Raw genomic sequence first — 22,889 nt, forward strand, 5'->3', positions numbered from 1 at the left:
AAATTGACAGTGTTGACAGATCATGTCATTCCGAGCGGAGCGAGGAATCTAGGGCCCATGCAACGTGTCGCCCAATAGGCTCAACATCTTAGATTCCTCTCTTCGCTGCGCTCCGTTCGGAATGACATGTGTACTGTTCATGTAGAGTACTGCGTTCAGCTGCTTTTGTTCTCAAATCTGTCAACGAATTACCTGACATTTACTATTCCGGCGAAACCCGGAATCCAGGGGGGAGGGAGGACGCCATTGCCAATGCGTCACGAAGTCGCTTTCAGCCTGCACTCCATCTCACGGGCGTTGTGGGAACTCCCCGGTATCAACCGCGTCATGGTAAAGCCCATCTTCGTGTAGACATGCTGCGCCCGCAGGTTGTCGCCATCCACAGTGAGTATGATACGCCTTTTGCCCAATTGACGTGCAACATCCTTCAGGTGCTGCATGATTGCTTGTCCAACCCCCATCTCCTGGTAGGCGTCGGCCACCGCAATGCCGAGAACCAGCCGTGCGGACTGCAGATTCTCGAAGAAGCCATACCCCGCCGGTTCGTCTTTTCCGTCCTTCTTGGCGAGCACAAGAAATCTAATAAAATCCGGGTCTTCAGCCTGTGCCGCCAGGTCTTGCGCTACGGCATACGTCCACGGCGTATGGGGCCGAAACCAGGCGCGGGTCTGCTTGCCGAGCATCTGGAAAAACGTGTAGAGCAGGTCTGCGTCCGTGGCGCGCAGGCAATGGAAACGCACGCCGCCAAGGGCGGGAAGGGTGGTGGAGGTTTCAAAGGCTTGGTCAACCAAGAGTTGGCTCCGAGAATCATCGTATGCATCAGAGATCGGCAGTCAATCCGTCATTCCCGCGAAAGCGGGAATCCATCTTAGATGATTTCGTCGTACAAGTCCGTCCATTTGGGATTAGTCTTTTCAATCAACTCGATCTTCCACGCCCGGTTCCACTTCTTGAGCGCCTTTTCCCTGGCGATTGCACTCTCCATAGTTTCATGTACCTCATACCACACTAATCTATGCACACCGTAATCTTTCGTGAACCCTTCTTCAAAGTCACTTTTATGCTGCCAGACCCGTTGGACAAGATCAGATGTCACGCCAATGTAGAGTGTGCCTATGGGGTTGTTCGCGAGTATGTAGACGCAAGGTGATTTCATCATGGAGGACTTTCAAAAGGTGCTTCCGCTAGATTCTACCGTAGACGTGTGAAACTCGGATTGCCAATGCATTGATTAACAGCGTATCACTCAATCTTGTTACGGTCTCGTGCCCCACCCAAAGACAAGATGGATTCCCGCTTTCGCGGGAATGACAAGCTAAAGCGGCAACAAGCAGATACCCCGATAGAATCGTCCTTCACCAATGTAGCGCAGGGCCCTGATCCTCGGGGATTTCCGTTATTATCCATACACCCATCCAATACAGAACCCTTGCCGTCCACCCGGAATCACTCTCCCGCTGAATGGCACAGCAGCCTATTCTTCGCTCGACGGAACGGTTGCGTTCCTTGGGCGAAACCCTCATGCGGACGGGCGGCAATTCTTGTCGTCATTCCCGCTTTCGCGGGAATCCATCTCAATGGATTTCGTCGTACAAGTCCGTCCAATTTGGATTAGTCTTCTCAATCAACTCGATCTTCCACGCCCGGTTCCACTTCTTGAGTGCTTTCTCGCGCTTGATGGCACTGTCCATGGATTCGTGCTGCTCATACCAGACTAACCGGTGAACAGCATAGTTCTTTGTAAATCCCTCCACCAAGTCATTTTTGTGCTGCCACTCTCGCTTGACGAGGTCCGATGTCACGCCAATGTAGAGAGTGCCTTTGGGGTTGTTTGCAAGTGTGTAGACGCAGGGTGATTGCATGTATGAGAACACTCTTCCAGGTTTACAGGGAATGGACCTCTTGCCGCATTAGCTCATGCTTTGAATTCAAGAATGGTCCCGGATTGCCAAGAATCTACACTGGCTCTTGCCTCAGCCTAAGAAAAGATGGATTCCGCGCCCCCGCACGGGGGCGAACTCTCGCGGGAATGACGGACCACGCGTCCCTCGTGTTTCCTACGTACATTCGCTCACTCGTACGCCTCTTTCAACATACAAGTGACGGACAAGAGTGGCACAAGGCAGAGACGCAGACAGAGCACACCACCACAATGTGTAGCGCGGGGGCTTGTCCCCCGCATCTTCTCTAACCTCGCCACGCAGCGCGCCGTAAAGAATCACCATGCCGCTCACCCAGAATCATCTTCAGGGTGAACGGCATAGAATTCAGCTCTGCTCAATGTTGGCAGAAGTCTCGCCTACTTCTCGTGGGCGACTGCTGCACTGCGTACTCCTGCTGCCTAGAGCTGGTCGGCGTGCGCGTTGAGGACCTCTTGCACACGGTCAGCGTGCTCCCTGTTGGCCTCTTCGGGCGTGATCTCCTTGGCATAGGCTCTGAACCAGATATCGATGTTGATGCCGATGATCTCATCGTTACCGGGGATAACCGGCACCCACTTGGCGAGCTCCAACTCTGCCAGGTAGGCCTCAGCCTCAGGCACCTGGTCCAGGTAGCCGCCGAATGAAGCTGACTGCAGCGCGGGGATGTAGTCACCGGCGCCAATGGACCAGCGCAGGTTCACGTCTTCACCCAGGAAGAACTCGATGAGGGAGAAGCCCCCTTCGGCATTGGCAGCGCCCTGTGGCTGTGCCAGCGCCCAGCCGCCCTGGTAGTTAGTTGCCACGCCATCCGGCGGGAGCGGCATTGGAGCCGATTTGAAGTTGATCGCCGATTCCCACGCCTTGCGATACGTGGCAGCATACCAGTGGCCGCCGATCATCTGCGAGACACCACCGGTGGTGAAGGCATCATTACGGTCGGGCCGCTGCTGGCCCAAGAACTCATCGATCCGCACGTTGCCGCCGCAAAGGTCGACCATGTTGATCATGAATTTGAGCGCGGTCACGCCCTTATCATTGTCAAAGTTGACCATCTTGTTGTCGGGTGTGAGATACTCGCCGCCCTGCTGCCAGAAGTGGATGTACCACTGCAAGCCGACCGGTGGGTTGCCTGGAGGGCCGGTGGAATAGCCAAGTCGCTCGATCACGCCGTCCTGCCCCGCTTTGTGGAGCTTGAGCGTCGCCGATTCAAGCTCGTCCCAGGTGGTGGGTGGACTTTCCGGATCGAGGCCCACTTCGATAAAGTGGTCGGCGTTGAACATGTACGTGCGAGCATCGGTGTGCAGTCCCACACCGTAGATGTTGCCCTTCCACGTGCAGTCGTCCCGCAGTTTGGGCCATACGTCGTCCCAGCTAAACGCTGAGGTCGCCTTGATGTGGTCGTTCAGGTTCAAGAGGAATCCCGGCGCGGAGAGCTGGCCCGCCAGATAGCGGTCCATGTAGAAGACGTCAGGTGGGGCGCCGGCCGCCGCCGCGGTAATGAGCTTCTCCTTGCTGCCGCTGCCGATGTGAGTCGGCGTGAGCGCCAGGTCGACGTTGGGATTCGCTTCCTGGAACTCGTTAAGGAGGTCGTTGCCTATGTGGCCTTCCAGCAGGAAGTCCTGGTACGTCCAGAACTTCACTTCGGAGGGGCCCATCATCTCTTCGGCTTTGGCCTCGCCCATGTCATCATCGGCCGGAGCATCAGCCGCCGGGGCCATTGCGCCACCCGTGGCGCAGGCGGCAAACAGGGCTGCGCCGCTAAACGCGCCCGCCGTGCCAATGAGCATTCTGCGTGTCAATCGGGTCTCCATCGGTCTCCTCCTGTGTTTGAAACCGTAGTAGGAATACAATCACTGCACTGCACTGCCAATTCAGTGTATCAAACACCCTCACGTGTCATACCTGCCTTGGCGCAAGTAGTATAGCACGGGCTAGGCCCATTGCCAAGACGTCTTGGTGTACACAAATCACATCAAATGAAAGTCACCCGTGTCACCCCGAACGCAGCGAGGGGTCTAGGGTGCATCCTAGCGAACACTGCCCGTCAGGCATGGAATGACAGACTCCCCTGTTTCGCTTGAAGTGAGGTTCGGCCGTGTGATTGCTTAGCGGTGAAACGACGGAGCGGCAAAACCGCCTGTGGTTCGTAGGGGCACGATATATCGTGCCCCTACGAGTTCGCACTTGAGCTTCAGAGTGAGAGTGCGAACCCGCTTGCAAGCGCAGAAAGGGCTACGCGCGCCCTGTATGCCTGCGCTCTACAGCGGATCGGCAAACTCGCGCGTATCCTTGTCCGGGCCGTCGTAGTCGTCCAGATAATTCATCTCGCCAGTGAGCGGCCAATGGTACGGCTCCGGCGGCCGCACGTGGCGGGTCCAATGCACCATAAGTTCCAGGTCGGCCGCTTTCTGCTCCAGGCGGCGGGCGATGTGGTCGGGATTCCAGCCCGCGTACACCTCTGAGAGCAGTTGCTCTTGGATGTGACGGTATTGCGGGTCTCCGGCCAAGTCTGTTGTTTCGAGGGGGTCATCCTGCAGATTGAAGAGCTGCGTCGGCTCGCCCAGGTAGAAATTCAGCTTCCAGGGACCCCGCCGCACCATGCGTTGGAAACGCCCGTGGGGAGCGTATTCCGCCAGGGCAAGGTCTTTCCACTTAGCGTCCTCGCCGCGCAGGACGGGCAGCAGCGAGTCGCCCCGCCCTTGCGGCAGCGGCGCCGCGCCGAGGGCGTCCAGCATGGTGGCAACCACGTCCACCGTACTTGTCGCCTGCGAGAAACGCGTGCCCTCAGGCAGCTTGCCGGGCCAGGAGAATATGGCCGGCACGCGGAGCGACCCCTCGTAGAAGGTCTGCTTGAACCAAAGGCCGTGCTCGCCTACCTGGTCGCCGTGGTCGGAGGTATAAACGACCAAGGTGTCGTCCGCCAGGCCGTTCGCCTCCAAAGCATCAAGGATCTGCCCGATCATCGCGTCCATGCGGTCCACCAGCGCCCAGTACGCCGTGCGGGAGCGCATGATCTCATCGTCGGTAGCTTTGTCCAGCCCACATTGCTCGCGCCACCAGCCGATGTAAGGATGCGGATCGCTGGGCGGATTGGGATGGGTCGGCGGCGGCACCTTGCCCCAGTAGCGGTCGTAGTCCGCCTTGCGCGCCACGTAGGGCTGGTGCGGCAGCAGGTAGCCGACCGTCAAACAGAACGGCTCATCGAGCACGCCGGCGCGCCTTTGCCAGCCGAGGCGGTTGAGCACGTCCACCGTCACGGCGGTGGTATCCTCGTCGATCACCTCGTAGCCGCTCTGGCCGGCGCCGGAGCGTTCCAGCGCCACGTGGTAGGGGCCGGCGGTGCCGCCACCCAGCATGCCCAAGTCGATCCCCGTACCACCAGGATAGTTGGGCGTGGCGTCACCGCCGAGCCGTTCGGCAAAACCGTGGTGCTGGTCCGCCCCCACGAAATGCATACGCCCGATGAGTGTCGGTCGGTAGCCTACGGCGCCCAGGGCATGAGCGAACGTGGGAATGCCGTGATCGAGAATGTGCCGGTTGTCCCAGGTCTCGATGTCGGTGGGGTACTGCCCGGTCATGTATGACATGCGCGCAGGCACGCAGAGCGGGGCGGTGCAGTAGAGATTGTCCAATACCACGCCGCGCTCGGCCAGGCGGTCCAGATGCGGCGTCTGCACCACCGGATCACCATAGCAGCCCGTCACCATGGGATTGTGTTGATCGGAGATGATGAAGAGCAAATTAGGACGTTGGGCGGTGGCATCTGCTGACATTCGCATACTCCTTGGGGGATTCACCTGTGCATTTCATGCGGGACTGCCGATGCACCGATACCTTCCGGGCGCTCCCGCCGGTACCGCTCATCCGGCTCGATAGTAGCATAGCCAGCGCGGCGGGCAGGCGGCGGCTCGTAGCCAAGCCCTGCGCCCACCCGCCGCACTCCGGCGGTTTGCCTTTGCTTCTTAGCAATCAGCCCGCATCCAAATTCCAGACTGAGCGTAACGTGTACGCATGCCCAGCCAGCAGCCCTTACCGACCGCAAGGCCAGTCATCACCCGCCGCTAGCCGCCCAGATTGCTCAGGAACGTATCCATGATTGTCTGCAGTTCCACCTCGGTATCCCGCAGGGTTTCCTCGATGGTCTTCTCGCCGCCGAGCGCGGTGGGAACCACCGCCAGCGTTGCCGCCAGCATCTGGGGCGCGCCGGGCGCGGGAATGACGAAACGCCGGTTCTCCATCATTTCCACCGTAATCTGGAGGAAGGGATCATTCTGGTGATACTCCTCTTGGCGGGAAACGTCCGGTCGGATGGGGAGGGTGTTGAAATTGTGCGACCAGCGCACATTCACGTCCCCGCTGCCGAAGTATTCCAGGAACTTCCAGGCGTTCTCCGGCTGTTCGCTCTGGGTGGTCAGAATCCAAGTGTGGCAGCCGCCGTACGTCATGTGGCGGCCGCCGGGCGGCGTGGGCCAATGGGCGACATGGTACTGCAGATCCGGCACATCCCGCTTCATGATGCTGTGGAGCGTGCTCGGCCAGTAGAGATTGGCCACGTGACCGTCGTAGAAGAGCAAGTGTGGACGCGAATCCTTGCGGAAGTCCTCCAGCGCCTGCCAGCCGCCCTGCATTTCGTAGATCTTCTTGAGCCAGCGCAGGCCCTCGATGCCCTCCGGTGTATTGATGGTTACTTTGCTCCCGTCATCGCTGAGCGTCTCCCCGCCCAACTGCCACATGGGCACCATCCAGATGCTGTTGATCTGCCAGAGCGGCGCGAACGCTACCTGTTCGGTGGTATCGCCGCTGATGCGGGTAAGCTTAGGGATGGCTTCCTCCAGCTCTTCCCAACTTGCCGGCGGGTTCTCCACGTCCAGGCCGTTTTCCAGATAGATGGTGTCGTTCATGTAGACCGGGCGCACGTCCGGACCGAACGGCATGCCCTGGATTTGGCCCTGCCACGTGAGATCGCGTTGGAGCGAGGGCCAGATATCCTCTCTGCGCACGACCGCCGACGCCGCCATGAAGGGACTGAGCGGTTGCCCGATCTCCAGCGCCGCGAGGGTCTGGGCCTGCCACGAGCCGGACTGGCCGATGTCAGGGCCGCTGCCGGCAGCCATTGCCGTCTGCAATTGGGTGACGCGATTGCCCTCGGGGATAGTGGAGTCTACAGTCAGTCCGGGGTTCTGTTCCTCGAACTCCGCCACAACTTCCGCCCCCAAACCCTCGCTGAGCGTCCAGAAGGGTACGGTGAAGATCGTGATCGCGTACGGCTCAGGCGCGGGCGCTTCCGTGGGAGCCGGCTCCGCCGCGGGTTTCTCTTCCATGGTCTCCGCCGGCATCACGGCGGTCCCACAGGCTGCGAGGAGGCTGACCGCTCCGGAGAGCACAGCACTCTTCAGCACTACTCTTCGACTGGCTTTGCCGTTCATCAAAATTCCCTCTCATGCTTCTCAGGAGCATCCGGTGTGACACCAGGCACATGTACTGCCTTTCTCCACAACGAAACTCCTGCTTCTGGTGCCTTGGATCGATAACACACTACCGGTCGGTAACTTGTCGATTTTCCTCCTTTCTCTGTGTGTCACTTGCGCCAATATAGCATAGCTGTCACGACATGTGCCAGGTTCCTACACAAGCCTTTCTGCTATGCTTCCTCATTCATTCGCAACCTTGTGGACGTAGCGCAGGATCTCCAATTCCAAGGCATCTCCCACTTCGCGATGCGCGTCAAGCACATTATTCTGATCGTAGGGATCGTCGGGGCGGTGGTAGAGTTCCGGCGCGGTGCGCTCCTGTCCGTTGAGAAAGTAGAGGTACCGCCACTCATGGTTTTGAATCGACCAGCAGCCCTGGTAGTGTCCTGAATACGCGTAGTCGCGAATGCTGTCCGCCTCGCCGCGCAGCAGCGGCAGCACACTGGAGCCGTGCATGGGGATGTCTTTCCGCCCGATGGACAGATCTTGCGGAAAAGTGCCGGCAGTGCGGGGCCCGATGTACTCAAGCGGGAGCGGCGTAGGAATATCGAGCGCGTCCAGCACCGTCGGCATGAGGTCGGTGTGCTGCACGAGCGCCTCTACACGCGGCGGTGGCTCCGGGATGGACTCGCGCAGTTCCGCCGGGAGCTTGAGCACCCAGGGCACACGCACCAGTTCCTCGTAATTCCACGGGCGCGCCTTGCGCACGATACCGTGCTCGCCGAACGGCTCGCCATGGTCGCTCGTCCACATGATCAAGGTATCGTCGTAGATGTCCAGGTCCCGAATGTGGTCGAGCAAAGTGCCCACCCACTTATCCACGAACGTCACTTCGCCCGCGTAGAGTTCGAGGGTGCGCTGGAGTTCCGCCGGCGTGATGTACCCCTCCACGGGACCCGGCACCGGATCGATAAGCTCTTGGCCGCTATAGCCGGGTGTCTTGTACATGGACCAGAATGGCTCCGGTGGGTCCCACGGCTCATGGGGATCGAAGTAGTCCACCCACAGGAAGATCTTGTCGCGCACGCCTTTCTCTTTCACCGCGCCGTCCAGCCACTTCATAGCGGCTTTCGTTACCTGCGGCGCGAAGAACTCTTCCTCTTCCTTGAAGTGCGCGCGGTTGCGCAGGTACTGAACGTAGTACTCTTCCCAGAGGGCATCGCCCTGGTCACCCCGCAGCCGGTGCCAGAGGCTCAGGTCAACGGGTACATCTTCCGTCACCCAGGGGTCGATAGAATTGCCGCGCACGAACTCGACCGTGCTGAAGCCCCGCCCGCAGTTGAAGACCGGCTTGTGCAGGTGGTAGGTATCGGTGATGAGCGCGGAGGTGTAGCCTTTGTCCCAAAGCACTTCCGCCAGCAAATAGTCGTCCAGCCTGAACGGCTGCCAGGGACGAAACGGAAAGTGCGTGCGGCCGGTCCAGAAAACGGTGCGCGCCGGCACCGTGGGCATGCTGTCGGCATAGGCGTGCAGGAAAGCCGTGCCGTCGGCGGCGAGACGCTCCAGGTTGGGCGTTGCCACCTTTGTGCCGTGGTAGTTGTAACAGAGCGGGTCCAGGCTGGTGTGGTCGGCGCGGAGACTATCGGTGCAGATGACGATGATGTTCATGGAAGACGGTATTCCTCACTGCGTATCCGGGACGGTGGATCACATCGGCACACTGCGCGGGCGCCAAACGCTATCCAGTCATGCCGAGCGTAGCGCCGTCACTGCGCAGCCCTGTCATTCTTGTAAGTGTTGCGTTTGTCGTTGACAGAATTCTCTACCCACAAGACTGTGTTGGCAGCTAATGTCATTCCGAGCGCAGCGAGGAATCTAGAGTCCCTCCTAAGAACGGTGCTTCAGGGAGGCATTCTAGATTCCGCGCTCGTAGCAATACCCCGCTCCACCTCGATCGGAATTGTAAGTGTTGACTAATTCGTTGACAGAATCTCCTGTCCACTAGACAGCGTTGACACATTATGTCATTCCGAGCGCAGCGAGGAATCTAGGGTTCATGTCGAGCGTGTTTATTAGGCTCAGTGCTGTAGATTCCGCGCTCTTAGCGACACTGCGCTGCGCTCCGTTCGGAATGACATGTGTGTGGGGCATGCAGGGCGAATAGTCTCCAGGTTCCTACCGTCAAATCTGTCAACAAATTACCTGACATCTACAGGAATGACAAACACCTCCTCGCGTCTGGGCAAGCCGCTCACAAGCCTACGCCTTGTCCGACATGCTCATACCCCTGTACGACACATGTAAATGGCATCGGCTCCTACAGGAACTCCGCCCACTTGTCCAGGATGGCCTGGACTTCCGCTTCCTTCTGCGCGATCGCCTCTTCCGGCGTCACGGCGCGCGTGGAGGCGTTCACCCACATGGTGCGGTCGACGCCGATGATCTCGTCGTTACCGGGGATCACCGGCACCCACTTGGCTACCTTGAGCTCTTCCATGATGGGAATGGCATGGGGCGAGGCCCCTCGGAACTCATCGGACTGCGCGATGGATTCCAGCGCCGGGATGAGACCGAGTCCCGCCGCCCACTCAAGCTGGCTCTCTTTGCCCATGAGGTGCTCGATGAACCGGAAGGCCTGGTCCTGGTGTCCGCCGACTTGCGGCATGGCGAGCGTCCAGCCGCCCTGATAGTTCGTCCGCAGTCCTCCTTCAGGAATCGGCAGACCGCCCACGCCCCACTCCACAGGCACGCCCCAGTTCTGGTAGCGCCGCGTGGTGCCGCCAGTATGGATCATCATCGAGACACGTCCGACAGTGAAGTGGTCGTTGCGCGCCGGATTCGCGTTGCCGAGCGCCTCGGTGATACCCTCCAGACCGCCCTGCAAGTCAAGCAAGCCCAGCATGAACTTGAGGGCCTCGATTCCCATTTCGTTATTGAAGTTCGGCTTGCGGTTGTCGGGCGTCAAGTACTCGCCGCCGAGCTGCCAGAAGTAGATGTACCACTGCAGGAAATGCGGCGGATTGCCGAACGTGGGGGTGAACCCGATGCGTTCCACCGCGTCGCCGCTGGTCTTGTAGAGCCGCGTAATCGCGGACTCTAGCTCATCCCAGGTACCCACCGGCTCCTCAGGGTCCAGGCCAATCTCGATGAAGTGCTCCTCATTCCAATGGAACGCGCGACCGTCCGTATGCAAGGGCACGGCGTAGACCTTGCCCTTCCACGTCACGTCCTCACGGAGCTTGGGCCAAAAGTCTTCCCACACGAATACGCTGGACGTATTCACGCGCGGGGTGAGGTCAGCCAAAAAGCCCGGCGCGGAGAGCTGACCGGCCAAGTAGCGGTCCATGTAGAAGACCTCAGGCGGTGAACCGGCAGCCGCCGCGGTGATGAACTTTTCCTTAGCCGCCAAGCCGATGGGGATGGGCAGGACCTCGACGTTGACGTCTTCGTTCTGTTCGCGGAACCGCTCCACGATGTTGTAGCCGAGCCCGTCCGGCGTGGCAAAGCCGCTGTAGGCCCAGAAGCTAATGGTCACCGGCTCCGCTGGGGCCGGCGCGGACTCTTCCGCAGCCGGGGCATCGCCTTCACTCGAGGGCGCGGCCGCGGGCACCGCGCCGCACGCGGCCAGCGCGATCCCTCCACTCATCACGCCAGTGGCTGCAAACAGCCTTCTGCGAGAAACAAGAGCCGCCATGGTGATCCTCCTAGTCTAGAGGCACAAAACACCTACCGAGTATCTTGAAATCATATACGCACTCGGTAAGTTTGTCTACACTTTTAGAAGTGATTATGTAGTTACAGGGGAAGGAAGATTGGCCCTCTGGCAAGCGGCTCTGTATTCTGGTCGGAGGCACGAGGTTTACGTGTCGACGCGAGCTCTAAGCGTAAGGAAGAACCCATTTCCGGTGCCGCCCAAACACAGTCGATTGGCCTGGGACCGGACTGTGTCCACCTTGAACTCGCTGCTCAAAAGGGCAAGTTGAATGCGAAGAGTTCCCCCAGAATTGCCCAGATGCTGCTGTAGATCGCGCCCACCCAGAAGATGCCGTTCAGAGTGGTGCCGATAACGACCAAGGAATACGCGCGCCTTCCCGTAATTCCCATAAGCCAGATGAGCGGCACGCCCGCCATGGTGGGGCCGGAGAACGTATAGACCAGAAGAACCATGAGATCGCGCCGTCTCTCAGACGCATAGACGAAGTTACGAATCCTCTGCAGACGTTCGGCTTTAGCGCGTATCCAGTCAGAGAAATCGAGCTCGAGCATGAGCAGGTAGAGGAGCGCGCCGTTGAGGACGATCATCACCAAAATGGTAGCGGCGGTGGCAACGAACGGATTGAATCGCAGTATCAAATAATTGGAGAAGAGCGTGACGATGATATCGATGGACGGCCAGAGCACAAGCGTCACGAGCCGTCTCAGGTATTTCCTCACCGTGAGTCGATTGACTTTGCGCGGCGAGACGCGGTTGATAGCTGTCGCCAGGCGATCGGCGGATTCCTGGCGATTGGGTGGCGGCTCTAGTGCTGTAGCTGCCATAGCTTTCTTCCGTCCACTTACTCAGTGACATATGCATGTGCAGGGTTGCAGCGGTGTCTTGAATCCAGTGTAATTCATATCTTTAATAAGTTCAAACAATTTAATGCAAGATTGTAATTCGTATCGCATATACACGCACAATCACAATATTCATTCTTAAGATGAATTTGCATCAACGCCCAACCACGGTATCCATGCCCACCAACGGGACGTTGGTGATCAGCGAGGCCTCAAGACTCAGGGCGCGAAGATCCTCAGCTTCCAGATCGTGCACGTTGGCTTTGCCGCACGCCCGCGCCAGCAGTTGAATCTCTTGCGTCAAGCTGGCGATGAAGTTCGCGAGGTGCTGCGCCGCGTCCTCGAAACCCGGCAGGTCGGCGATTACTTCGGGCGCGGCGACGTCGTGTCCGTCACCGTCCACGGTGGAAGAGTCTCCGTCTGTTGCCGGACCGTCCTGCGCCCCTTGCGCCATGATGTGCTGAGCCCAAGGTTCCAAGGAAACAAGCGCGGCGGTGCCAATCGAAACGGCATCCACACCCAGCGCCAGCGCCTTGGCAACATCAGCGCCGCTGCGAATGCCCCCGCAGAGTATCAAGTTGACCTCATCTTCCAGTCCCAGTTCCTCCAGGGCGCGCCGCGCCTGGCAGACCGCCGCGATCCCGGGCACCCCGGTGTGCTCATTCAGGATTGCCGGGCCGGTAGACGCACCGGCTTCCATCCCCTCGACGGTCACAATATCCGCGCCTGCTTTCGCTGCCAGCAGGACGTCGTCGTAGACGTGCGCGGCACTGATCTTGACGATGACGGGCACCTGCCAGTCAGTTGCTTCCCGCAACTCCTCCACTTTCTTCGGCAGGTCATCCGACCCTACCCAGTCGGGGTGCCGCGTCGGCGAGTGAGAAAGCCGTGAATAGGCGGTCTCTTTGACAGACGACAGGCCCGTGCCGCGGCTATTCCGGTCGAGCATGCCGATACTCGGACTCACTCCCCGCACACTGACAAGCTCTATGACGTCGGCCTGCAAGAGATGCCGCGGCCTAAAGCCGATGCGGTTTGGCAGCACCTCATAGGAGAGGAGCTTCGCAAACTGACGCTCCGCTGCCAACATGCCGCCATGTCCGGCGGTGTAGAGAATGCCGGCTCGCGCGGCCCCATACGCCAGCGCGGCCCGCACCGCGGGCGGCAGCAACTTGGCGCCCATGCCGGCAATGGTCACCGGCGTACTGAGCACAAGCGGTTGCGCGGCAAAGCGCGTCCCGAGGGTAGTGGTAGTGGTGCATTGCTCGTAGAATGCTTCCAGCGGCACGCGGCTTAGTGAGCACGGGATCAACGAAAGATCGTCAAAGGTTGGAAGGTCCCGGGAGCGTACGGAACGCCCTACACGGAAACGCCCGGTTTCAGCCTTCTCTTGTATTTCAGCGTCCAAGTGCGCGGAATGGGTCGCACCGTCAGTGTTCTCCAGCGAATCCATAACTGGCTCTAACCTCCGGTACTTAGGACGCTCTCCGTATTTCCGGCGCCAGTGTCGCCGGCGCAAAACTTACGGAATTGGCGCCCGTGCGACAGGCCGGCTGCGGCGACAGTCTCTGCGAGGTAGGTGCGCTCTTCCGGCGTCGGCTCTGTTTCCATTACACCTTCGCCAAGCTGCTTTACTGCTCCCGCCACAAAGATGCGGCCGCCGTTCATGCCGTGACCCAGCCGTTCGCCGGCGTTGCCGCAAACGATGAGGTCACCGAGGTGCATCATGAAGCCGCTCATGTAGCCCACGTTTCCCCCTACTATCACCATACCATCAACCATCCCGATTCCGGTGCGCGCGGCCGCATTTCCGTGCACGCACACCATGCCGCCGTGAATGGCGGCGCCTGTGGCATTGCCCGCGTGCCCGCTCACGACAACACTCCCGCTTTGCAGGCCTTCGCCCGTGCTCCACCCGGCGCTGCCATGTACCTCGACAGTAGGCCCGTCCCCCATGGCGCCGCAGTAAAAGCCCACACTGCCCGCAAAGATGAGGTGCACAGGTTGCAACAACGCCACCCCGAGACTGTGCCGACCCCGCGGGTCGTACACGTGGATGTCGCGCTCGCCTTGCTCGATCGCGCGCCGAATGAGCTGGTTTACTTCTCGCGTGGAGCTATCAACAGCTTCAATAAAGAACATCGCTGCGTTCTAAGGTAAGGTTGTCTGTTCAGAATGATCCACAGTAAGCGGGGATCGTATAGTCCAAACGTGCACTTCTTTGGCGTCGGGCTCCCAGGTGACCAGGTCTTGTTCGAGTCCCTCGCAGACGGCGGCGGCTTCCGAGCTAACTACCACGAATTCATCGGTCTCGGCAATGACCAGCGGCCGCGCACCCATAAAGTCTTTGGCTGCGCCAAGCTCCTTTTCAGTGGCTACGACATAGGCATACGTGCCGTCGAGCGCGTCCAGAGAGGCGCGCATCGCGTCCTCGAGTGAAGCCCCCTGCTCCATTTCCATGGCGAGGAACGTGCCGATGAGTTCCGCGTCGTTCGTGGTAAAGAAGCGCTGACCATGTGACTCGTACTTGCGGCGCAGCTTATGGTAGTTCGTGATCTGCCCGGCGTGCGCCACCGCCACATCCGGACGCGGGCGCGCCCAAAATGGCTGCGAATGGCTCATGTCTACCCTACTTTCAGTAGCGAGACGGGCCTGGCCGATCATGTGGGTACCTCGTATCGTGGAGAGAGCGTACTGTTCTTCAAGATGGTCGATGGAGCCTACGTCTTTGAAAATGCTGAGACGCCGGCCGACGCTGAAACACTCAACGCCGCCGATCTCGCTGACGCTCTCCACGACGTCGACGACGCCATATACGTCTTCGACGGTATTGAGCACGAGACTCAGGGTATGGCCCACCATGCGAGACTTGACCACATTGGCCTTGCGGCCCACGCGCCGCACGACGCGCCCGCCCAGTGTGCGCACGTCATCGCCCTCGATCTTCACGACTACCAGCACTTGGCCGCGCACCTCCGGCATAAAGAATGCGGCCCCGGTAGAATCTGGCGCGTGCGGCGAAAGCGAACGCAGCATCCTGAGCGCGATACGACCGATCGGCGCATAGCCTTCGCCAGCGCGATCGAGGTAGCCTACGACCCCATACACGGTTTAGACCTCCCCCTCTATCATACGCCTAACGTCCGGATTGTACGCCCTGAACGCTCCATCCCCAACTTTGTCGAGGCACTAAACGCTCAAGTGGACAACGTACCACATTGCGCGCCCACACTGGCCGCTAACGCAGGTTTCAAGCCTGTGCTCTCTTGGCATGGAAGTTTCCTTGAATATGCGCCGTTTCCACCCGCGATCCCGCCACACTAGCCCCATGCCGGCCCTCAATCTAGCCTCCACCCGGGCGAGATGTCCATCCGATGTGCGGGCTTGATCGGTGCGCGTGGCGCACGCAGCACACGCCGCCTCACGATCCGTTCTAGTTTCCCATGCAGTGCCTGGCTGGGCAAACGCAACCTTGCCTGCTTGACCCTCCACTTAGGCGACACCTATAATTCAAGTGTACCCATTGGAGTGGTTGTCAACCCGAGTACGCGGAGTTCAAAGCCGCAACGGGGTTTGCCAGCCAAGAATTACCCGCCGACGTAGCTCAATGGCAGAGCAGCGGTTTTGTAAACCGCAGGCTATGGGTTCGAATCCCTTCGTCGGCTCTGATTTAAGCAAATAGCGTCGCTCCCGGCGGCAAGAACTCACGAGGCCGACTCTCCCGTTCTGGCTGCGCCGTATTGGGAGAAAAAACTCTGCTTAGCCAAGACGGACAACCAGATAGACTTCCTCTTCCTGGGAAGAGGGAACCTCTTCAGCGTTTAGGCCCAATTCCTCGTGTCCGTCTGCAATACGCAAGAGTCTCTTTGGGAGAAACAGCAGCGCAGGGAGCCGTAGCAGCACTTTGCTCGTGCATTCCACACCGCAGCTATCGCTACCAAGCCAAAGGGAGGTGAGACGTGGCGCGTTCTTCCCCCATGTACGTATCGATCGAAGTCCAGCCTGAGCCCGGGACTGAGCCGGACCGCTGCGACGTTGCGTTCCATGGCAGAGACGGCGCGGTGGACCGGGGCCTCGCGCTCACCTTGCCGGCGGGCAGAGTCGGCGCCTGGGAATTTACGGTTACCGTCCGTGACACCGTAAGTGCCGGCGGCGGCTTCCTCTTCCAACGCCATGGCTTTCTGCTCGGGCACCGTGTGCAGGACTACAATCCGCGCGGTCGGGACTACGTGACGCTGGAATCGAGTGCGGCGGCGCAGTTACGCCTGGTGGTGAATTCGCTCAACCAGTCCCACCGGCCCAGCTTTGCGCAGGTGCTCGTGACGGACGGCGCGCTCGCGCCCGGCGATTGCTTCACGCTGCGGGTGGGCGACCGGCGTCAAGGCGGCACGGGCAGCGAGGTGTATGACTCTACGACACTCGGCAAACTTGTGATTGCCGTCGACCGTAACGGTAGCGGGACGTACCGTACGCTGGCGTGTAGCCCGGCGACAATTCGCATTATTGCCGAACCCCACGCGGACATGCTGCGCCTGCTCGGCCCCTCGGTGGTCGCGCCGGACGAACCGTTCGCCGTGCATCTCATTGCCTTCGACCGGCATCGTAATGTTTGTGACCAGTATCGGGGGACGGTAGTACTCTCCAGTTCTGACGGGAAAAGCGGCATGCTCCCGCCAACTGTCACATTCACCGCGCGGGAACAGGGAATCCTGATTATCGACAACGTGAGTCTCTCGTCCCCTGGGCTATACCGTTTCGCTGCCGAAGACGAAACTAACGGCTTGCAGGCACTGAGCAATCCCACGCTCTGCGAGCCGAAACCGCAGAGACGCCTCTACTGGGGCGAGTTGCACTGCCATAGCTGGGGCGATACGACGCTGTCGCTGATGAGCGAACCGAATTTCAAAGTACACCCCGTCCGGCGACACGAGCAGGCGCGGCAGGTGGGACGCCTGGACTTCTGCGCGCCGGGGCCGATGTCCGCGCCCAATGACGAAGATCGTCCGGAAGTGTGGCAGGCGCACCAAGAAGCCTACCGTGCCAATGACGAGCCGGGCGCGTACGTGCCATTCCTGGCCTACGAGGCCCATCCGGGCAAAGGCGGCGACCGCAATGTCGTATTTCATGCACAAGAAGCGACCCACCTGCCTATGAAAGCGTCCATGGACGACGTGATGGCTACGTACGGCGCGCGGGATGACGTGCTGCTGGAAGCGCACATCGGCGGCGGCCCGCCCAACTGGACGGCCTACCCCACAACGGAAGCGCCGCTGCTGGAGATCACCAGCGGCCACGGCGCGTTCGAGTGGGTGCTGCAGCGGGCGCTGCGGCATGGCTACCATCCCGCCGTAATTGGCTCCAGCGACGTGCACTTGCCCACCCTCGGCGCGCCCATGGCAGCCCACTGCTTCCGGGGTCGCTTTAACCACGAGTTGAACATTCGCGACACGGCCTTTGGCAGCGGTCAAGTGGCCGGGGTCTACGCGGCAGCCTGCGAGCGGGTGGCAATCTGGCAGGCCGTTCAAGAGCGTCGCACCTTCGCTACCACCGGCGCGCGCATCATACTGGACGTTCGTGTGAACGGCGAGCCGGCCGGCAGCATCGTTGATTCCTCTGAGGAGGCGAGCGTGAGTATTGCTGTCCATGCCTGCGCGCCTATCGAGCGCGTGGACTTGATCAGAGGCGATCGCTGCCTGGCGTCATGGTTCCCCGGCACGTTGGATGCCACTCTTGATTACACGGATGAACAGCCATTGCGGGAGGGGGCGTATTACGTGCGACTGCGCCAGACCGACGGCGAATACGCGTGGAGCACGCCGGTATGGGTCGCATGCGCTCATGGCAGCGCAACACCCGACCCCAGCCTGCCGCTGTGGAATGCTCATGAACCGGTAGACCTGACAAGCCTGCGCCCAAGCGGAGCCGATCAGTACACAGCCGCTCTCCTGAAATACCTAGAGATCGAGGAAGACCCGGCGCTGTTCCGAGACCTCACTCCGATCAAGCTCCTGGATGAAGCCCCCGGCCGCGCGGCCTTGTTCTACGCCTACTACGCCGCTGACGGCTGGCCGGTGAGCATCCGCTGGTACTATGAATTCGACCTGCCGCGCATCCACGTGGACTGGGGCTGGCGCGATTTCGGCGCGCGTCCCACACCCACCAACATCACCGAACCGGCGGAAGAGAAACCGCCCCTGGCTTAGCATCTGATAGCTGACGGCAACCGCGCCGAACTACTCACAGCGTGCAGCGTTCCGTAATTCCGGCGAAAGCCGGAATCCAGGGTGGGGAGATACCCATTGCACGCTCACTTGGACTTCGGCCGCAGCCCGAGACTCTTGCGCGGCACTGGAACCCAATGTTGGAGACAGTCATCCACGCGGCCATTGCCATTCTCGCTTGCGCGGGAATTAGCGCGTGGTGGCAAGAAAACAATGTGAAGAATAGCCTTCCCCAAAATGGAGGTACAGTGCTATGCGCCCACTCGCTTTTGAATACGACCTCTCGCAACACATCGACGAAGCGGAACCCGCCATGCTCTTTACCGGCTCCTCGGTCGAAGAGTTGCGCGACTGGCAAGCGCGCTTCCGGGCCAAGGTGCTGAGCCTGCTTGGCATCCTGCCGGAACGCGCCGCCCTTGTGGTCGAGTATGAAGAAGAAACGGACTGCGGGAGCTACACCCGCCACAAGATTCGCTACCAAACCGAGGCAGCGGTCTGGGTACCGGCGTATCTCCTGGTACCGAAGGGTGTAACCGCAACGCAGCAGTCAGCGGCGATTCTCTGTCTGCACGGGCACGGGCAATACGGCAAAGACAGTGTGGTCGGCATTGATGACACGCCGGAGCGCGCAGCGAATGTGAAGCGCCTGCAATACGACTTCGGCCGCCGCTTTGCCGAACAGGGGTACGTGGTGCTCGCGCCGGACCTGCGCGGCTTCGGTGAGCGCCAGCCCCACTATCCCGACCCCAAGCCCGACTACTGCTGCCGCAACTACATGGCCGCTACGCTGTTGGGCCGCACCGTGGTCGGCTATCAGCTCTGCGACCTGCACGCGGCCGTGGACGTGCTGGAATCGCTGCCATTTGTAGATTCTGAAAAGCTGGCCGCGGCGGGACTCTCCTACGGCGGGCGCATGACCATGATGATCAGCGCCATGGACAACCGTATCAAGGTCTGCGTGCCTTCCGGCTGCCTGAACATGTACCAGGAGCGCTACCAGAACTTGCACCAGTGCGGCTCACAGCTCATCCCCAGCCTGCTGCTCTACGGGGACACGCCCGAAATCTTCTCGCTCATTGCGCCGCGCCCGATGGTCATCGAATGGGGCCTGCAGGATAAGCTCATTCCCCATGAGTGGGCCGAGCGCGGCCTCGCCCGCATCCGCAAAGCCTACGCCGCCTCCGGCCAACCGGACAACCTCACCGTGCACCAATTCGACAAAGGCCACGTATTCGAAGGCACTGTGGGCGCAGAGATGCTGCACCAGTGGCGGCAGGGCGTAGAATGAAAGGAGGGAGCATTCGCTAGAACTCGCGCAAGTCTTGACCGCAGACGAGGGGCGAACACGGCGTGAAGAGACCTGTCGCAATACTCGTGCTGGGCCTCGGCCTGGCGCTTCTATCCGCCACTTCCATCGGCGCCAGCGTTGATTGTCAGTTCGTACTGGGCTTCAAAACGCTGCGGGACATCGTCGGTCACGAAACCGTAGGCGAATGCCTGGAGAACGAACATCACAACGCCAGTGGCGATGGCGTGCAGCACACCACCGGTGGGCTCTTGGTCTGGCGCAAGCAGGACAACTGGACTGCCTTCACGGACGGCTATCGCACGTGGATAAACGGTCCCAACGGCCTGCAGCAACGGCTGAACACCGAGCGCTTCCCGTGGGAGCATGACTACGCACCCGGTGGCGGCGTCGCAACACCGACGCCAACACCGATCCCACCTAGTCCCACGCCTACTCCCGTCCCACCGCCGACGCCTACTCCTACCCCAAGGATAGATCCCCGCCTCGGCCGGGCATTGCAGGCGCTTCAGACAACATCACTCGGCCGGACATACCACGCCTGGTTCACCGAGGCAGCACCCAGCGTGACGTTTGGCACAGCGCCGGAAGGCTGGACGTCTCGCTACCACGACCCGCCGCGCAACGAGATCGTCATTGATGCGGCTCTGCGCAGCGAGAGTGCCGACGTGCTCGCGGCCCTCATCGCCTGGGAGACGGTGCTGGCGGTCAATAGCAAACGCCATGGACCGCAAAGCGAGCGCTGGCGCTCCGGGGCAGACTGTCTGAACGAGGTGGTTGACGCCGAAGTAGCTCTCGCCCGCTGGTGGATTTCGCGCTTTGGCCGTGAGGGCTTGAGCAATCCCAGGACAGCAACGGAGCGAATGCTCAATCTCCTTGCACAGCGCTATCGCGAGGAATACCTGGAATTTTCGGTGCTATCGTCTTCGGCGTACCGTGAGTGGTGCGCGCAATACGGCACGCTGCCGCCTATTCCCACACCGGAGCAGTTCGTCGACCCCTTGCTTGAAACAGCGCTCCAGCTCATGCGGACCACAGCGTTCGGTGAGGACCTCTACGCGGCCTACCTGCAATCCAATGTCCATTACCTTGGCTTTGCCGACTTGAGCCGCATTGACGTGCCGAACGTTTTGGGAGTCTATGACCAGAATCGCGGCCGTATTCTGCTCGACGATACTCTCCGCGAAGCCAGTCAGTATGTGCGCGTGGCCGTGCTGGTGCATGAGTTGTTTCACGCTCGGCCTGGTAAAGACTATACGGACTATTCCACGGAGCAGTGCTTCGAGGAAGAAACCCTCGCGTTCAGCGCGCAAGCGAAATGGTGGCGCGAGAAATTTGGCGTGCGTGGCAAGCGCAATCCGACAGAAGGCGAGCGGCGGTTTAACTATGTCCTGCAGCTATGGCTTGCGGGGCGGATCGATGACTGGGTACAACAGAGCGAAGGCTACCAGGAAGTATGTGCACAGCATGGTGATTAGACACGCGGGGCCTAAGAGCCCTGCGGCAGTATCAATGTGCAACTAGCCTGTTCGGCATCTTTAGAGCGACGAGATACAAAACGAACCTTCAGCCATTCACACTTTCTATGGTGGCTCTTCATTACTTATCCCTGTTGACTTATGCTGCATCACTGCGTTCAACGAGCCTTCTTCCCTGGCATTCTCCAAGACTAGAAAGATGGTTGACACTTGGGCCCAGATTGGCCAATGCACTCGTCCGTTTTGGATTCAAGAACAGCGCAATTGGACTTGATCGTTGAGGTGAAAGGCGATCGATTGACGCGAACTGTACTCCAATACATGATTGTTTCGAATTCGGTGCCACTTGTTCTGAGTAAGCCGAGTCAGTTTACTCATTGATTGCACACTGACTAGACTGGTCACTGTAGACGTAACTGGCGCGCTTCTTGGAATCTATCTTCAACAACCAGTCCATTACGCTCAGTTTTTGGTTTGACGTCTGGCTAGCTTCTGTAACCTGGAGGACGACATGAACTGACATGGGAAGCAGGGTAACTTGCACGAGAGTTGGTAAGAGACTGCTCCAATTGCGCTATATCTCTGTAGACTCTTCATATTCCCCAATGAGCGTGTCACTCATATGCGACAAGTATTCAGTCTTAGCCAACTGGTCAACTGATTCATAGGAAAGGAACGAACACTGTTCGTACAGGGGACCCCTATCTAGCAGCGAGAATACTGGCCTCCTTATCTCACGAAGCACCCTTTCCCGCTTATCAGGAGGAGCTACTATGTGCAAACGAATGTTCATGTTTGGCTGCAAAGCCAACAGATCGGCCATGCGCAACAAGCCAGAATAAATCGCAGTTGTGTGTTCGACTTCAAACGCCCTTGCCATTGAACGGCCACTCAACCAAAGGACGTCAATTTGCTCTACAGTTCTAAGAGTTGTGTCATCATAGTTCAGAGGTAGCAAGTCCAGGAATTTATCGTGCAGGGTCCGCGGAACAAGCTCCAGCACCCTCGATCTGTCATTCCTTGGTACCCAGATGCGAAATCCCATCTCGGCTCCGATCTGTGCTACCTTTGCTTGATACCGAATCGACTCTCTGGCATCCAGTGCTGGCGTGGACCCTACCGTAGTAGGCTCGGGCACAGACTCTTCTTCCTCGTCGTCCGGCACTTCTACCTCGACTTGTCTATCTAGAGATGGAATCTTCCTCTTTCGCGCAAGCTGACGCTTGTCCCTTTCGGAAAGTGGGTAGCTCTCTGGCTTGGATTGCTGCCTCTCAAGGAGCTTGACCAAATAATCCCCATCTTCTTTACCGATTTTATTGAGTGAGCCCCTAAACAACCCAGTCCAGGAGCTAGTCCCCTTCTCGTGCTGCTTTGTGACTGTCAGCTTTTCCCATACCTTGTCATCGTATATTGGTATTGCCGATTCGGGATCTAATATGACTATGGGCTTGACTTTGAATCGTACTGTAAATGGATCCGGGTCGTCTAAGAGCGGACTGTCGTCGTGATATGCCTCGGTTTCAGCCTGCAATACACCGCACCATCGTGACAAGCGTGTCAGGTAGCAGAGGAATACATCTCCCTGGCTGACTCGCTCACTTGCTAATCTGCTATGGCGTTCACGAAAGCCGGTAACTGTTGCGCCATTCCCCCGAAATGCCAGCCAGGTTTCTGGCGTGAACAGGTCTAAGATGTATGCCATTAGTGACTCCTTTTACAGCGCCGTAAAATTCTGGGTGGCTCCTTGATATGTGTCTCTGACAGGGGCGGTTTCATTGGCGTACTTCAAGATGCCAGAGGATCGTACGTGGTCTTGTGCCTCTTACAACAGTAAGTTCGGGAAACATATCGCTGATCCAATTGGCATGTGCCCTTTCTCGAATTCCGCTCTCAAACATACTACCAGTCGCATGTAGTCAGCAACGCTCGCACTATTCACGACCAATGGAGGTTGCAGAGTTGGAAAGTTTGGCCGCTGCTTGTGCCAGTTTAGC

Annotated in this window: 17 protein-coding genes and 1 tRNA gene; 4 read left to right on the forward strand and 14 right to left on the reverse strand. The window is 59.3% G+C overall.

Features of this window, described 5'->3' with window-relative positions:
- Positions 1-257: 257 nt before the first annotated feature.
- From OXE05_03570 to OXE05_03630, 13 genes are all read right to left on the reverse strand, one after another.
- Complete coding sequence (locus tag OXE05_03570) at positions 258-791, reverse strand: GNAT family N-acetyltransferase (protein MCY4436394.1); 534 nt, start codon at positions 789-791, stop codon at positions 258-260.
- Between the two features lie 77 nt (positions 792-868).
- Positions 869-1,156: a GIY-YIG nuclease family protein gene (locus OXE05_03575; protein ID MCY4436395.1), complete on the reverse strand. Its 288-nt coding sequence runs from the start codon at positions 1,154-1,156 to the stop codon at positions 869-871.
- 418 nt (positions 1,157-1,574) lie between these two features.
- Positions 1,575-1,862, reverse strand: a complete 288-nt coding sequence (locus OXE05_03580; GenBank protein MCY4436396.1) for a GIY-YIG nuclease family protein — start codon at positions 1,860-1,862, stop codon at positions 1,575-1,577.
- A gap of 479 nt (positions 1,863-2,341) precedes the next feature.
- Complete coding sequence (locus OXE05_03585; GenBank protein ID MCY4436397.1) at positions 2,342-3,733, reverse strand: extracellular solute-binding protein; 1,392 nt, start codon at positions 3,731-3,733, stop codon at positions 2,342-2,344.
- Between the two features lie 447 nt (positions 3,734-4,180).
- Positions 4,181-5,695 carry a sulfatase-like hydrolase/transferase gene (locus tag OXE05_03590; GenBank protein MCY4436398.1) on the reverse strand — a complete coding sequence of 505 codons (1,515 nt, stop codon included), beginning with the start codon at positions 5,693-5,695 and terminating at the stop codon, positions 4,181-4,183.
- A 20-nt stretch (positions 5,696-5,715) separates the two neighbouring features.
- Positions 5,716-5,862 (reverse strand): hypothetical protein, encoded by a 147-nt coding sequence (locus OXE05_03595; protein MCY4436399.1) that lies wholly within the window; start codon positions 5,860-5,862, stop codon positions 5,716-5,718.
- A 121-nt stretch (positions 5,863-5,983) separates the two neighbouring features.
- Positions 5,984-7,348, reverse strand: a complete 1,365-nt coding sequence (locus OXE05_03600) for an extracellular solute-binding protein (GenBank protein MCY4436400.1) — start codon at positions 7,346-7,348, stop codon at positions 5,984-5,986.
- A 225-nt stretch (positions 7,349-7,573) separates the two neighbouring features.
- A complete protein-coding gene (locus OXE05_03605) occupies positions 7,574-9,001 on the reverse strand; it encodes a sulfatase (GenBank protein ID MCY4436401.1) in 1,428 nt (475 codons plus the stop codon).
- 649 nt (positions 9,002-9,650) lie between these two features.
- Positions 9,651-11,027 (reverse strand): ABC transporter substrate-binding protein, encoded by a 1,377-nt coding sequence (locus OXE05_03610; protein MCY4436402.1) that lies wholly within the window; start codon positions 11,025-11,027, stop codon positions 9,651-9,653.
- A 272-nt stretch (positions 11,028-11,299) separates the two neighbouring features.
- Positions 11,300-11,872, reverse strand: coding sequence for a hypothetical protein (locus OXE05_03615; GenBank protein ID MCY4436403.1), 573 nt, complete (start codon positions 11,870-11,872; stop codon positions 11,300-11,302).
- 172 nt (positions 11,873-12,044) lie between these two features.
- Positions 12,045-13,343, reverse strand: coding sequence for a glutamate synthase-related protein (locus tag OXE05_03620; protein MCY4436404.1), 1,299 nt, complete (start codon positions 13,341-13,343; stop codon positions 12,045-12,047).
- Between the two features lie 8 nt (positions 13,344-13,351).
- Positions 13,352-14,032, reverse strand: coding sequence for a glutamate synthase (locus tag OXE05_03625; protein MCY4436405.1), 681 nt, complete (start codon positions 14,030-14,032; stop codon positions 13,352-13,354).
- A gap of 9 nt (positions 14,033-14,041) precedes the next feature.
- On the reverse strand, positions 14,042-14,998 hold the full coding sequence (locus tag OXE05_03630) for a hypothetical protein (GenBank protein ID MCY4436406.1): 957 nt from the start codon (positions 14,996-14,998) through the stop codon (positions 14,042-14,044).
- A gap of 485 nt (positions 14,999-15,483) precedes the next feature.
- Here OXE05_03630 and OXE05_03635 point away from each other — a divergent pair.
- The 4 genes from OXE05_03635 (at position 15,484) to OXE05_03650 (ending at position 20,895) form a co-directional block, all read left to right on the forward strand.
- Positions 15,484-15,555 (forward strand) — tRNA-Thr (locus OXE05_03635).
- Positions 15,556-15,849: 294 nt separating this feature from the next.
- Positions 15,850-18,093 carry a DUF3604 domain-containing protein gene (locus OXE05_03640; GenBank protein ID MCY4436407.1) on the forward strand — a complete coding sequence of 748 codons (2,244 nt, stop codon included), beginning with the start codon at positions 15,850-15,852 and terminating at the stop codon, positions 18,091-18,093.
- Positions 18,094-18,364: 271 nt separating this feature from the next.
- Positions 18,365-19,399 carry an alpha/beta fold hydrolase gene (locus OXE05_03645; protein MCY4436408.1) on the forward strand — a complete coding sequence of 345 codons (1,035 nt, stop codon included), beginning with the start codon at positions 18,365-18,367 and terminating at the stop codon, positions 19,397-19,399.
- 62 nt (positions 19,400-19,461) lie between these two features.
- On the forward strand, positions 19,462-20,895 hold the full coding sequence (locus OXE05_03650) for a hypothetical protein (protein ID MCY4436409.1): 1,434 nt from the start codon (positions 19,462-19,464) through the stop codon (positions 20,893-20,895).
- Positions 20,896-21,469: 574 nt separating this feature from the next.
- On the opposite strand, the gene OXE05_03655 is transcribed toward OXE05_03650, so the two are convergent.
- Positions 21,470-22,597 carry a hypothetical protein gene (locus OXE05_03655; GenBank protein ID MCY4436410.1) on the reverse strand — a complete coding sequence of 376 codons (1,128 nt, stop codon included), beginning with the start codon at positions 22,595-22,597 and terminating at the stop codon, positions 21,470-21,472.
- Positions 22,598-22,889: the final 292 nt, after the last annotated feature.

It is taken from the genome of Chloroflexota bacterium (assembly GCA_026710945.1).
In the GTDB taxonomy this organism is placed as follows: domain Bacteria; phylum Chloroflexota; class UBA11872; order VXOZ01; family VXOZ01; genus VXOZ01.

What these genes read in the sequence shown, in the direction of transcription:
- OXE05_03575 (MCY4436395.1), bottom strand. Translation starts at nt 1,156, where the DNA reads ATGAAATCACCTTGCGTCTACATACTCGCGAACAACCCCATAGGCACA.
- OXE05_03620 (MCY4436404.1), bottom strand. Translation starts at nt 13,343, where the DNA reads ATGGATTCGCTGGAGAACACTGACGGTGCGACCCATTCCGCGCACTTG.
- OXE05_03615 (MCY4436403.1), bottom strand. Translation starts at nt 11,872, where the DNA reads ATGGCAGCTACAGCACTAGAGCCGCCACCCAATCGCCAGGAATCCGCC.
- OXE05_03590 (MCY4436398.1), bottom strand. Translation starts at nt 5,695, where the DNA reads ATGTCAGCAGATGCCACCGCCCAACGTCCTAATTTGCTCTTCATCATC.
- OXE05_03585 (MCY4436397.1), bottom strand. Translation starts at nt 3,733, where the DNA reads ATGGAGACCCGATTGACACGCAGAATGCTCATTGGCACGGCGGGCGCG.
- OXE05_03610 (MCY4436402.1), bottom strand. Translation starts at nt 11,027, where the DNA reads ATGGCGGCTCTTGTTTCTCGCAGAAGGCTGTTTGCAGCCACTGGCGTG.
- OXE05_03645 (MCY4436408.1), top strand. Translation starts at nt 18,365, where the DNA reads ATGCGCCCACTCGCTTTTGAATACGACCTCTCGCAACACATCGACGAA.
- OXE05_03600 (MCY4436400.1), bottom strand. Translation starts at nt 7,348, where the DNA reads ATGAACGGCAAAGCCAGTCGAAGAGTAGTGCTGAAGAGTGCTGTGCTC.
- OXE05_03655 (MCY4436410.1), bottom strand. Translation starts at nt 22,597, where the DNA reads ATGGCATACATCTTAGACCTGTTCACGCCAGAAACCTGGCTGGCATTT.
- OXE05_03625 (MCY4436405.1), bottom strand. Translation starts at nt 14,032, where the DNA reads ATGTTCTTTATTGAAGCTGTTGATAGCTCCACGCGAGAAGTAAACCAG.
- OXE05_03580 (MCY4436396.1), bottom strand. Translation starts at nt 1,862, where the DNA reads ATGCAATCACCCTGCGTCTACACACTTGCAAACAACCCCAAAGGCACT.
- OXE05_03605 (MCY4436401.1), bottom strand. Translation starts at nt 9,001, where the DNA reads ATGAACATCATCGTCATCTGCACCGATAGTCTCCGCGCCGACCACACC.